At 68.3% G+C, this 12,377-nt stretch carries 8 protein-coding genes and 1 pseudogene; 4 read left to right on the forward strand and 5 right to left on the reverse strand.

The window, feature by feature from the left end; all coding sequences use genetic code 11:
• Positions 1 to 15: 15 nt before the first annotated feature.
• Positions 16 to 2,967, reverse strand: a complete 2,952-nt coding sequence (dnaB, locus tag IEY61_RS06795) for a replicative DNA helicase (RefSeq protein ID WP_229705732.1) — start codon at positions 2,965 to 2,967, stop codon at positions 16 to 18.
• 366 nt (positions 2,968 to 3,333) lie between these two features.
• On the opposite strand from dnaB, the gene IEY61_RS06800 reads away from it, so the two are divergent.
• Entirely contained in the window at positions 3,334 to 4,977 is a 1,644-nt protein-coding gene (locus IEY61_RS06800; protein ID WP_189041618.1) for a hypothetical protein, read from the forward strand.
• Between the two features lie 130 nt (positions 4,978 to 5,107).
• On the opposite strand, the gene rplI is transcribed toward IEY61_RS06800, so the two are convergent.
• From rplI to rpsF, 4 genes are all read right to left on the reverse strand, one after another.
• Positions 5,108 to 5,554, reverse strand: coding sequence for a 50S ribosomal protein L9 (gene rplI, locus IEY61_RS06805; protein WP_189041621.1), 447 nt, complete (start codon positions 5,552 to 5,554; stop codon positions 5,108 to 5,110).
• A 14-nt stretch (positions 5,555 to 5,568) separates the two neighbouring features.
• The gene (gene rpsR, locus IEY61_RS06810; RefSeq protein WP_007073789.1) at positions 5,569 to 5,808 is read right to left on the reverse strand and encodes a 30S ribosomal protein S18; all 240 of its coding nucleotides are present in this window, start codon (positions 5,806 to 5,808) and stop codon (positions 5,569 to 5,571) included.
• Positions 5,809 to 5,849: 41 nt separating this feature from the next.
• Positions 5,850 to 6,380 carry a single-stranded DNA-binding protein gene (locus tag IEY61_RS06815; RefSeq protein ID WP_189041623.1) on the reverse strand — a complete coding sequence of 177 codons (531 nt, stop codon included), beginning with the start codon at positions 6,378 to 6,380 and terminating at the stop codon, positions 5,850 to 5,852.
• Positions 6,381 to 6,461: 81 nt separating this feature from the next.
• Positions 6,462 to 6,752 (reverse strand): 30S ribosomal protein S6, encoded by a 291-nt coding sequence (gene rpsF, locus IEY61_RS06820; protein WP_089004747.1) that lies wholly within the window; start codon positions 6,750 to 6,752, stop codon positions 6,462 to 6,464.
• Positions 6,753 to 7,305: 553 nt separating this feature from the next.
• On the opposite strand from rpsF, the gene IEY61_RS06825 reads away from it, so the two are divergent.
• The 3 genes and pseudogenes from IEY61_RS06825 (at position 7,306) to IEY61_RS06835 (ending at position 11,688) form a co-directional block, all read left to right on the forward strand.
• Positions 7,306 to 8,097, forward strand: a complete 792-nt coding sequence (locus IEY61_RS06825) for a deoxyribonuclease IV (RefSeq protein ID WP_189041624.1) — start codon at positions 7,306 to 7,308, stop codon at positions 8,095 to 8,097.
• Positions 8,094 to 10,184, forward strand: coding sequence for a hypothetical protein (locus IEY61_RS06830; protein WP_229705733.1), 2,091 nt, complete (start codon positions 8,094 to 8,096; stop codon positions 10,182 to 10,184). The genes IEY61_RS06825 and IEY61_RS06830 overlap by 4 nt, the downstream gene beginning before the upstream one ends.
• 209 nt (positions 10,185 to 10,393) lie before the next feature.
• A pseudogene (locus tag IEY61_RS06835) lies at positions 10,394 to 11,688 on the forward strand (IS701 family transposase).
• Positions 11,689 to 12,377 lie beyond the last annotated feature (689 nt).

Genomic DNA, 12,377 nt, shown 5'->3' on the forward strand with positions numbered 1-12,377 from the left:
AGGTGCCCCAGCGGTTCAGACGATCGCCATGTCCACGAATCGCGACAGGTGCAATTGCGCTGCCACGGTCACCGTGTCGGTCGGGCCATTCCGGTGCTTGGCAATAATGAAATCCGCTTCCCCGGCCCGCGGCGACTCCTTGTCGTAGTAGTCGTCGCGGTGCAGAAGTATGACAACGTCCGCATCTTGCTCAATTGACCCAGACTCGCGCAAATCGGACAATTGGGGGCGCTTGTCGGTGCGCTGCTCGGGGCCACGGTTCAGCTGGCTGACCGCGATGACCGGGCACTCGACCTCCTTGGCCAGCAGCTTGAGGCCCCGGGACAGGTCCGCGACCTCCTGCTGCCGGCTCTCGGTGCGCTTCGGCGAGGTCATCAGCTGGAGGTAGTCGACCACGATCAGCTTGAGGTCGTGCCGCTGCTTGAGTCGGCGGGCCTTGGCCCGGATTTCCATCAGGTTCATGCTCGGCGTGTCGTCGACGAAGAGCGGGGCCTCACTGATCTCGCCCATGCAGCGGGCGAGCTTCGTCCAGTCGTCGTCGGAGAGCTGCCCGCTGCGCAGCACGTGCAGAGGCACGCGGGCCTCGGCCGAGAGCAGCCGCATGACGATCTCGACCTTGCTCATTTCCAGCGAGAAGATGGCCGCCGCCTGATTCGTCCGGATAGCCGCATTTCTTGCAAAGTCCATGCTTGCCGTGCTGTTGTGCGTGGGAATCATGGCGCGGCCGGCCAAGTACAAGTGATCGGGACTGTCGACGGTTACACAGCGCACCGGCACACTCGCAACTGGGCGTACATCGACAATGTATCGGGAGCGAGTGCCCGCACGGCTGACCTTGCACCTACGCTGCGCATGAGACAACTGCTTCCGCGTCAGCCTGAACACCTCATCGGAAGTCGAGAAGTTCAGTGTGAACGCGACCGAACTCTCGGGTCGACGCCCGTTGACCTCTTTGCGATTGACGGAGCAGCGGTATCCCAGGCTGACGATAAGTTCGTACACATCCTCGGCCAATCGCTCGGATGTGGTGGTGTATTGAACATGACCGGCCGGCGTGACAGTGCCGTCCGTGTCGAGCAGTCCGGCCAAGAGCGCCCTTCGTTGATCTTCAGAGGCTCGCAAATAGGGCTGCGGGATGTGCTTGTTATTCAGAACCCCGGCCGCTCGCAGATGTCCGGTGAACGAGCCGTGCAATCGTCGGCAGGGTGCGCAATGGCGGGCACCGCCCCAACTGGACGCCAGGGTCACTCCGCACGTCTCGCAGCCACCTCGGCTCGTGGCCTTGACGAGCCCTCTCGACCGGCCGCCGCATGACCTCCCACAGGTTTGAACGGCAGCGCCGCGAGGGGCGAAGGTGGCACCGCAGACGATGCACACTCGCTTCTCGAGGGGCTCCACCGGTGGCAGCTTGATCCCGTAGGAGTAGCGGCCGGTCCCGAGGGTAACCACGAAGCCATCGTCCGTTATGTGCTGAGCAATCTCGGCGTCCGCCGAGGTGAAGCGAGCAGCGGCGGCATGCCCGTCACCCAACCACACCCCCAGGGTGTAAGGAGGAATGGGCAAATCATCCCTTACCGGAAGAGACAGCGGACGAGCATTGTCGACCGCATGGTTGGCCCGCCCATCCGCCTGGTGCCGTAAGGTGCTGGCAATCTGCTCCGTGGTGATGACCTGCGGATGGTCCGCAGTCGTCTCGGCATTTCTAAGCCTGTTCACCCGAGTCCGGAACTCACCAAACAAGGCGTGGGCAGGGTAGGCAGCGATCATCCGTCGCCATGGCCTCCCCCGCCGGGTGTACTCCCGTTCGGCCTTGCCGGCGACGCCAACCTTGGCGGCCACGACATGCAGGATGTTCCGGAATTCGGGCCCGGCGATCTCCACGGCCTCCGGGTATGTGATGAGTCGGTCCGGAGACGTTGTGACGGCCAGATGGGCCGCTGCGGCAGCGTCACGCGCCTGCGCATCCCACTGATGACTCGGCCGCGCCTCACTCCGCTGACGGCGGGCTGCCCGAGTGGTCGTCGCCCACAGATGCTCGGCGTCGGCGACGATGGTGGAGCCGTCGGAGAATTGGACCTCGTAACACGGCCGGTCGTGCATGATGTCGAAAGCGTGCGTGATGACCGTGGGTCGTCCGTCGGCGCCGATCAGCTGATCACCCACCCTGACGTCACCCATAGTGGTCCACCCATCGGGGGTTGGCAGCGGGGTGTCGAGTGCTAGCGCCTTGCCCAGGCCCGGCCGGCCGGCCACGATGATCAACTGGCCGGCGTGCAGACCGTTGAGCAGGCGGTCCAGGTCGGTGAAGCCGGTGGGCACACCGGTCATCACGCCGCCCTGGGCACCGACCGCCTCGATCTCGTCGAGGGTGGGTTGGAGCATGTCGGCGAGCACGGCGAAGTCCTCGCTGACCCGGCGTTCGGTCACGTCGTAGACGGCCTGCTGGGCCAGGTCGACGATGTCGTCGACGTCGCGGCTGCCACCGCCGCCGGTCCCGTAGCCGAGCTGGACGATCCTGGTGCCGGCCTCGACGAGCCGCCGCAGCACCGCCCGCTCACTGACGATGCGCGCGTAGTAGGCCGCGTTCGCGGCGGTCGGCACGCTCGCGATCAGGGTGTGCAGGTAGGGCGCGCCGCCGATCCGGGCCAGGTCGCCGGAGTCCGCCAGGGCCGCCGCGACGGTGATCGCGTCGGCCGGTTCACCCCGACCGTAGATCTCCAGGATGGTGTCGAAGATGGTGGCGTGCACCGGCCGGTAGAAGTCGTTGGTCTTGAGGATCTCGACGACGTCGGCGATGGCGTCCTTGGACAGCAGCATGCCCCCCAGCACGCACTGCTCGGCGGCGACGTCCTGGGGTGGCGTCTTGTCGAACTGGCCGTCGCGGGGCGGCGGGCCGGACGGCGGCCCACCACCAGGGAACGACTCCGTCCGCATGTCGTCGGTGACCGACACCGGGCCCCCCTCCACTGCGTCGGATCGGTTCCATGCTTATCGCCCGAGTGCGACAACGTCGACCGTCCGCGTCGATCGGGGGCCATCGGGCGGCCGGTCGGGGGCTAACCATACGGAACCCGAGGTCAGCCGCTCAACCAGGCCGGTGGACGAGCCTCGGGACAACCTGTGGATGCCGGCGGGCAAGGGTGTGCACAGGGTGTGGATAACGGGTGGGGAACATGCCATCGGGACGTCGCTGACCTGGGCAGCTAATATCCACATGCTGTGGACGAAACTTTCGGGTAGGGCTTTGTCCTGATAGTCCCGTAGGATCGGTGCGCTACGGCTACACCTGGACAGCGGATTGCGCTTTCGGTTGAGAAGGGTCACGCTCCGGCCGTGAGTTACCGGGACTGGGAACGCGGGGAGGATGGCCCGCGCGAGCGAGGGCCGGCCGCTTCGTGGGCCGATCCCGTTGACCGGTCTCCGGCCGAGCGATACGACTCGCCCACCGAGCAGTACCGCACCCCGAGCCGCCGCCGGGCCATCGAGCGTGGTCAGCAGGAACCGGAGGAGTCGTACCTGCCGCGCTGGGCGCTGGAGTCGGGTGTACGCAGTGCCGACGGTGGCGGCCGGCATGCCGCCCCGGACGATGACGACGCCGACGGGCCGCGCTACGCCAGTTGGCGCTCGACCGAGAGCACCCGGGGCCGGTGGGCCGCCGACACGGAGACCAGCCGCGGCCGGCGGGCGGCCGATTCGAATTCGCGCGGCCCCGCCACCGAACCGGTGTCCGACCACACCCGGGAGTGGACCTTCGACCACCCGCAGGAAGAGGGGTACGTCGGCAGCCGGCGAGCCGAGGAGGACGATCCGGTGTCCGGGGCGGCGCCGAGGAGCCGTCCCCGCCGGGCGCAGTCACGACGCCGCGAGGTGATCTGGTCGGGCCTGGAGGATGAAGGCCAGCAGCCGACCGATTCGGAACCGGTCGCCGAGCCGCCCACGCGACGCCAACGGCGTGCGGTGGAGCCGGCTGCCGCGCCGGAGGTGGACCCCTGGGAACGGGCAACGGAGCACCGAACGCGGGGGGCTCGGCCGGAGGATCCGCCGGCGGTGGACCCGTGGGATGCTTCTGGCCTGCACGCCTGGCAGCAGCCCGCCATCGGTGCCGGCCGTGGTACGGAGCAATCCGATCCCTGGGATGCCGACAGCACGAGCCAGTGGCTCCAGGCGGCCGATGCGGGCCAGTGGCTCCAGCCCGACACCACCGGGCAGTGGGACCGTGACGCCGAGGCGGACCGGCGGGACCGGCAGCAGGCTCTCGACGGGCGGAACGGTTCCTCCGCCCCGGATCGATGGGACCGTACGGAGCCGCCGCGCTCGGGTGCCACGTCCGGTGCGGGGCAGTGGTCCTGGGCTGAGCCGGCTGGACCGGAACCGGTGTCGGAGGGTTTCTGGCCGGGGACCCGGCTGGCGGGGGACGACCCTCGCTGGGTCGACGCGAGTGCGTCGGCGCCGCGCTCTCCGGTGGTCGGTTACACCGCGCCTCGCCCTCGCCCGGCACCGCAGCGGCGTGCGGCCCCGGCTCCTCCCGCGCGGCCGGTCGGCATGGCGGCCGTACGGCGGGGCATCGAGGCGGTCAGCACCGGTAGCTGGAACCGGCGCCTGGAGGACGACCTGCTCGATCCGGATCCGGGTGGTCCGTGGCTGCCGCTGCTCTACACGGCGGCGTGCTATCTCCTGCCGGCGATCGTGATCTTCGTCTGGCTGTTGACGCTGGATGGCACACCCCCGGCGGGGTGCGTGACCGACATCAGCGGCGGTGGGTGCGACTCACAGCGGGCCCGGGCCTTCGGCGCGATGGTGGCCGGGATACCGCGCTTCGGGTTGGCACTGGCCAGCAGCCTGGTGGTCGCGATGCTGCTCCGGAGGGTGGGTACGACCTGGAAGTCGACCACGATCGCGCTCGCCGCCGCGGTGGTGGGCGGCGGCCTCTCCACCGTCCTGATCAGTGCGTTGACCGGTCAGCCCATCGGCGGCTGACATCGAGGGACGAGGTCGCGTCCCGCCGAGCACCGGTTCGCGTCGCCCAGGTGGGAAGGACTCGACAGCCGGACGTGAGCGGGCCCGCACCGATGGACGGTGCGGGCCCGGTCAGGTTGGGTCGGCGGGGTCAGCCCTGCACGACGTTGAGGTTGAAGGTGGCGCTCACCTCGGGGTGCAGCTTGATCCGCACCGGGTGCGACCCGATCGACTTGATGTGGCCGCCCGCCTCCAGCCGGCGGCGGTCCAGCGACGGACCACCGGCGGCCTTGACGGCGTCAACGATCTCGGCCGGGGTGACCGAGCCGAAGAGCCGGCCACCCTCGCCGGCGCGGGCCTTCAGGCTCACCTTGAGGCCCTCGAGCTGACCCTTCACCTCGTTGGCGTGGTCGAGGTCGCGGATCTCACGGGCCGCGCGGGCCCGCTTGATCAGCGTGACCTGCTTCTCCGCGCCCTTGGTCCAGGCGATCGCGAAGCCCTGCGGAAGCAGGTAGTTACGGCCGTAGCCGTCCTTGACCTCCACGATGTCGCCCGGGGCACCGAGCCCGGACACCTCCTGCGTCAGGATGATCTTCATATCGGTGCCTCCTGTCAGCGGGCCGTCGCGGTGTACGGCAGGAGCGCCATCTCACGGGCGTTCTTGACCGCACGAGCGATCTGCCGCTGCTGCTGCGAGGTGACGCCGGTCACCCGCCGAGCGCGGATCTTGCCGCGGTCGGAGATGAACTTGCGCAGCAGCGCGGTGTCCTTGTAGTCGATATAGGTGATCCCGTCCTTGTCGAGCGGGTTCACCTTCTTCTTCGGCTTGCGCAATGCCGCAGCCTTCGCCACTGCTCTTGCTCCTGGTTTACGATCACGGGCGCTCGGGGCCATCAGAACGGAGGCTCCTCTTCGAAGTTGGTGCCACCGGAACGAGCGGGGGCTGGTGCGGCTGAAGCCCAGGGGTCGTCGAAGTTTCCTCCGCCGCCCTGGCCACCACCACCACCACTACCACCGAAGCCGCCGCCACTGCCACCGGAGCGGGACATCTTCTGCACCTTCGCCGTGGCGTAGCGCAGCGACGGGCCGATCTCGTCGACCTCCAGCTCGATGACAGTGCGCTTCTCACCCTCGCGGGTCTCGTACGACCGCTGACGCAGCCGGCCGGACACGATCACGCGGGCGCCGCGTTGCAGCGACTCCGCCACGTGTTCCGCGGCCTGACGCCAGACGGTGCACGAGAGGAACAGCGGCTCGCCGTCCTTCCATTCACCGGACGCCCTGTCCATGAACCGGGGCGTCGAGGCGACCCGGAACTTGGCGACCGCGGCCCCGGAGGGGGTGAACCGCAACTCGGGGTCATCGGTCAGGTTGCCGATGACCGTGATGGTGGTGTCTCCTGCCATGACCATCTCCTCGCGCACTCATCCGTACCCGCCGTACAGGTTCGCAGAACCCTCTGACAGCACGGATGAGGCTGATCCGGGTGGGGCTGGGTGGAATGCTCAGCGCATCTCGGGACGGATGACCTTGGTACGCAGCACGGACTCGTTGAGTCGCAGCTGCCGGTCCAACTCGGCCACGGCCTCCGGGGTCGCCTGGAGGTCGATGACGGCGTAGATGCCCTCGGCCTTCTTGTTGATCTCGTACGCGAGGCGCCGGCGGCCCCACACGTCGGTCTTCTCCACCGAGCCACCCGCGGTCCTGATCACGTTCAGGTACGTGTCGAGCGACGGGGCGACGGTGCGCTCCTCGAGGCTGGGATCGAGGATCACCATGATTTCGTAATGACGCAAGACGTGCTCACCTCCTGTGGGCTGGGCGGCCACGGTCCTTCCGTGGCAGGAGGTCGTGCGTCGTGGTCCGTCCCGATCCGGAAGACCCGGCCCCGGGTGCGGACGACCGGACCAGGATACCCGGCCCGGACGATCACCAGCGCCGAGGCCAGGGGCGCAGCGATCCGGGGGCCCGTGCCGACCGCACTGTCGACACGGGCCCCCGGACTGACGTGACCGCGGGGCGCCTCGTCCGCATTCCTTGGGTGGGACCTGGGGAGGAACGACCACACCGATGAGATTGGACCGGAGACGCCCCGCGGAGCTTTATCACGTTGTTACCTGACGTTATCGCGGAAGCAGGCGGCAGGTGGGGCAAACCCTGGAATTGCCGACATTTTGTCCATCGATCCAGACCCGCCGATCCGGAAGGGCTCTCCCGTCGGCCGGCTGGAACGCCGGGCGTACCTGTTGTCGGATCCACCGGTATCAACGATTCCCGCCGTACCCGGTGACGCGACGGGCGCGATGGGCGTGGCCCCGGGTGTCGTCCACTCGACGTAGGCTCGCCTGCATGCGCATCGGAGCCCACGTCGATCCCACGGACCCGCTCGCGGAGGCGACCGCTCGTGCGGCCGACGCCGTGCAGTTCTTCCTCTCCGACCCGCAGGGTTGGAAGGCGCCGCAGCCCCGCGCGGACGCGGAGCACCTGCGCACCGGCACCATCGACATCTACGTGCACGCGCCGTACGTGGTGAACGTCGCCACCGGGAACAACCGGGTCCGGATCCCCAGTCGCAAGCTGCTGCTCGCGCACGCGAAGGCGGCTGCCGCGATCGGCGCGAAAGGACTGGTGGTGCACGGCGGGCACATCAGTTCCGGAGACGACCCCGGCGCCGGGTTCGACAACTGGCGCAAGGCCCTGGCGTACGCGGAGGACTCGGGTGGCTTCGGGCTGCCGGTGCTCATCGAGAACACAGCCGGCGGTGAGAACGCCTGCGCGCGCCGACTGGACTCGCTCGCCCGGCTCTGGGACGCCATCGGTGATCATCAGGTCGGTTTCTGTCTCGACACCTGCCACGCCCACGCCGGCGGTGAGGAACTCCTCGGCCTGGTCGACCGGGTGAAGGCGATCACCGGGCGGATCGACCTGGTGCACGCCAACAACTCCAAGGACGGGTTCGGGTCGGGCCGCGACCGCCACGACAACCTGCGCGGCGGAACCATCGACCCGGAGCTGGTGGTGGCGGTGATCCGGGCGGCCGGAGCCACGGTCATCGTCGAGACGCCCGGCGGCACCGAGGGCCAGGCCAGCGACATCGCCTTCTTGCGGGAACAGCTCGGCGGGGAGACCACGGCGCGATGACGACGGGCAGAACCGGCGGTGACCGCAACGCCACAGGCGCGGTCAGCGAGGACAGATCCGACCGGAGCGGCGACGGCGACGGCGTGGACGAGCGGCCAGAGCCCGGCCAGGACGATCCGAAGAAGGACACCGACGCCGACCAGGACGCCGGCACAGCCGACAAGAAGAGGGACGGCAAGGACGCCGCTGGCACGACCGACAAGGACAGCGACCACGCCGACAAGAACGCGGCCGACAAGGCCGACGCTGGTACGGCCGAGCGGGACGGGAAGGACCACGAGGGTCGGGACGAGGTCCCGGCGGACGGGGACAGCAAGGATCCCTGGGCCTCCTTCGGGCCGGCCCCCGACCCGGTGCCGACCTGGTACGGGCGCTTCGGCCGCCGATTCGGCCGGATCCTGATCCACGAGTGGACCCTGGCCGCTCTCGGCTCGCTCGCGTTGGCCGCGCTGATGACCTGGCCGACGCTGCGCTACCCCCGGCACACGCTGCCCCAGGACTACTGGGACCCGAGCCTCCAGGCATGGCAGATGGCCTGGTCCGGGCACATCCTGCTGACCGACCCCACCCAACTGTGGCACGCGAACGTGTTCTTCCCGGAGAGCTGGACCTTCGCCTTCTCCGACACGCTGCTCGGCTATGCGCCGGCCGGCATGATCGGCACCGGGCCGGAAGCCGCCCTCGTTCGCTACAACATCATGTTCGTGCTGGCGCACGCGCTCGCCACGTTCGGCGCGTACGTGCTGGCCCGGCAACTCGGGGCGGGACGGATCGGGTCCGCCGTGGCCGGCGTCAGCTACACCTACGCGCCGTGGCTGCTGGCCCAGGCCGGTCACCTGCACGTGATCTCCAACGGCGGCATCCCGCTGGCGTTGGCCATGCTGGCCCGGGGGCACGGCTGGTCGCTGCGGCACGGCTACCGGCCCGAGCGTCGGCGCGAGGGCTGGGTCTACGGCGGTTGGCTGGTGGCGACCTGGCAGCTGAGCCTCGGCTTCGGCATCGGCCTGCCGTTCGCGTACGTCCTCGCCGGCGCGGTGCTCGTGAGCGTCGTCGTCTGGTACGCGAAGCGGATCTTCTGGCGGGTGAAGCGGCCCTTCGGACAGCGCCTTTTCGCCGCCGACGTGATCGGTGGTCTGATCTTCGCCGGGGTCGGCGTGCTGCTGGCCATCCCGTACTTCACCGTCACTCACCTGCAGCCGAACGCCGAACGGACCCTCCGCGACATCGGGGCCTTCTCGCCCTCGCTGAGCGGCTTCGTGACCGCTCCGGCGGAGTCCCGCATCTGGGGCGGGTTGCACGAAGGTGCCCGCGCCCTGCTGCCCTGGCATCCGGAGATGACCCTGCTGCCCGGCTTCGTGCTCTACGCGCTGGCCGCCGGCGGGCTGTTCTTCTCGATCTGGAAGGTCCGCCATCGCCTGCTGCTGCTCGCCGGGGCGCTGGTGGCGATGACGCTGTCGCTGGGCACCGGGTTCTTCGGCGGTCGCTTCACCTACGCGCCGCTCTTCTACCACCTGCCGGGCTGGGCCGGCATCCGTACGCCGGGACGGCTCATGCTGTGGGCCACCCTCCTGCTCGGACTGCTCGCCGCCGGCGCGGTCGGCGCCTTCGCCGAGCGGGTCCGGGAGATCTCCGCTGAACGGATCCCCTCCTGGCCGAACCCGTGGCTGCGCCTGGCCACCCTGGTCCCGCTGCTGCTGGTCATCGCCGAGGGCACCAACACCACGCCGCACCCGGTGGTGCCGCCGCAGCCGGCCGCCATGCGTACCGTCGACGGTCCGTTGCTGGTGCTGCCCAGCGGGCAGGATGACGACCAGCCGGTGATGCTCTGGTCCACGACGCGGTTCCAAGAGATCGTCAACGGGGGCAGTGGCTTCACGCCGCGCCAACTGGCCGACGTACGTCAGGTCACGATGGCCTTCCCCGACCAGGTCAGCGTCGACTACCTGCGCACCCTCGGCGTACACAACGTGCTGGTGCTGCGCGACCGGATTGCCGGCACGCCGTGGGAGATCAGTATCGACGCGCCGGTCGACGGGCTGGGCGTCACCCGCGAGGAGATCGGCTCGGTCGTCGTGTTTCGTCTTTAAAGTGATCGCTGCAGGCGAAACTGCAGACGGCAAAACCACCTCGGCAACAGCTGACTTTCCCCGACAGGCCGTACCAGTTGGGCAGTACCGGCAGCAAGGAGCGCCTGATCGGCCTGCCTAGTACGGCAGCCGCCAATGGTGGTCTGACCTGGCGGGATGCGGTGGGGGTGTACGAAGTGGACGCTGCCAGGGTAGCGGCCAGGCACGCGGTGCGGGCACGGGCCGAGCTGTTGGAGGAGCTGCGGTCGTGTTTCGTGCGGACGCAGACGTGGCAGCATGCGGGTAGGTACGTGTCGGCGCTGGTCAGTCGGGTGCCGAAGCGCAACGGGTGGAGCATCGCAGAGCAGGTTGGCGACGCCACGCCGGATCGTACGCAGCGGTTGTTGAACCGGGCGGTCTGGGACACGACGGCCGCGATGAGTCACATTCGGCGGTTCGCCGCCGCGGGTCTGGACGCGGCGGCGAGCCGTCGGCGGCGGCGTGGCCTGGTGGTCGGTGCGTTGGACGAGACGGGCCAGCCGAAGCAGGGCGTCACGACGTGTGGGGTGAAGCGGCAATACATGGGGTGCGCGGGTCGGATCGCGAACGGCATCAACACAGTCCACCTGCCCTACGTCCGGGAGAAGACGGGGCACGCGTTGATCGGGGCGTGTCAGTGGATCCCCGCCGAGCACATCACCGACCCGCAGGCCTCGGCCGGTATGGGACTGCCGGCGGAGGTGAAGTTCCGCACCAAGGGCCAGTTGGCCGTCGACGTCTGCGCGGACGCATACGCCGACGGGCTGGTGTTCGACTTCGTCTGCGGCGACGAGGTGTACGGCAACTGCACACAGTTGCGGGAGTTCTTCGAGTCCCACGGGCAGGCGTACGTGCTGCGAGTCGCCTCCACCTTCATGATCAACCTGCCCTCCGGAGACAGGCTGACCTGCGCGCAGGCCATCATCCTGCTGACCGCGGACACACGCCGGTGGGAAGTCCGCTCGGCCGGTACCGGCTCCAAGGGACAACGCTGGTACGCATGGGCGTGGATCGCCACCGCCTCACCGCGGCATCACCTGCTCGTGCGCCGTCACCTGCGTATCGGCGAGCTGGCCCTCCACTACTGCCACGTGCCCGGGGGCAACCCGTGACCAAGACGAGACTGAACCGCGCCGCCGGGCTGCGCTGGCCGGTCGAGGAGTGCTTCGAGTTCAGCAAGGACTACTTCGGCCTGGATCAGTGCCAGGCCCGCCTCTACACCGCGATCGCCCGGCACACCGTCCTGGTCATGGCCGCCCTCGCCGTCTGCGCGGTCACCGCCGCCCACCTGCGGGACCGTACCGACAGCCAAGCCCCGCCACCGAGCACATCCGACCAGCCACCACCGCCCGAGCCCGGACTGATCTTACTGACCGTGCACAAGGTCAAGCGGCTACTCGCCGACGCCCTTCACCATCCGATGCCTCCCGGCCATGCCACCCGCTGGCTCACCTGGCGACGCCGTCACCAGGCCCGCGCACGCTGATTCCACCAACGCACACGACTGAACCGCGACTACGCCCTGGTCAGCTAGCAATTGGCGGTTGCCGTACTAGATGGTCGCTAATGCCACCTGACAAAGCGCCGAGAGCCGATCGACGCGGCGATGGTGGAAAGCCCTGCTCGACCCATCGGCATTACCGGCATTACCGGCATTACCGGCATGATGATCACCGCGGATGCCGCGCATCCCAACAGCGGCACCGCCGCCTTGCTTTGGCCTTGGCCACATGACTTCCTTGTCGGCCCTCAAGATGGCTACGGATAGATGACAGCTGCTCAAGAGCACACGGATCATAAAACCCGCCGAGCAGCTGGCAGTCACACAAAGCTCAGCTCAGCCAGTTTGATCCGGGCAATTTGCACAACTGCCGCTTATTTGAGGTGGTTGACATCTGCATCGTCATCAAAGTACGGTAAGTCTCGATCACTGCCGATACATAAGGTGGCAGGATTAATGCACGGATCAGGTCATTCAGATCGACGGGGAGGAATTTTGGTGAACCTGAGGAAGCGCGTTACTACTGCAGCAGTTCTGGCTTTGACGACAGGGCTGTTGCGTAGTCGCTTGAGGGCGGGTTGAGCTGGAAGTTTGGGTGGGATCGGGGTCCATGTAGGACGGGTGCGGCCCGTAGGTGATCATCGAGTTGCTGAGACACCATGATCCCGAGAAGG

It is taken from the genome of Micromonospora sonchi, from assembly GCF_014646235.1.
In the GTDB taxonomy this organism is placed as follows: domain Bacteria; phylum Actinomycetota; class Actinomycetes; order Mycobacteriales; family Micromonosporaceae; genus Micromonospora; species Micromonospora sonchi.

Excerpts from the sequence above, each read along its gene's own strand:
- rplI (WP_189041621.1), bottom strand. The coding sequence starts at position 5,554 with ATGAAGATCATCCTGACGCAGGAGGTGTCCGGGCTCGGTGCCCCGGGC.
- IEY61_RS06825 (WP_189041624.1), top strand. The coding sequence starts at position 7,306 with ATGCGCATCGGAGCCCACGTCGATCCCACGGACCCGCTCGCGGAGGCG.
- IEY61_RS06830 (WP_229705733.1), top strand. The coding sequence starts at position 8,094 with ATGACGACGGGCAGAACCGGCGGTGACCGCAACGCCACAGGCGCGGTC.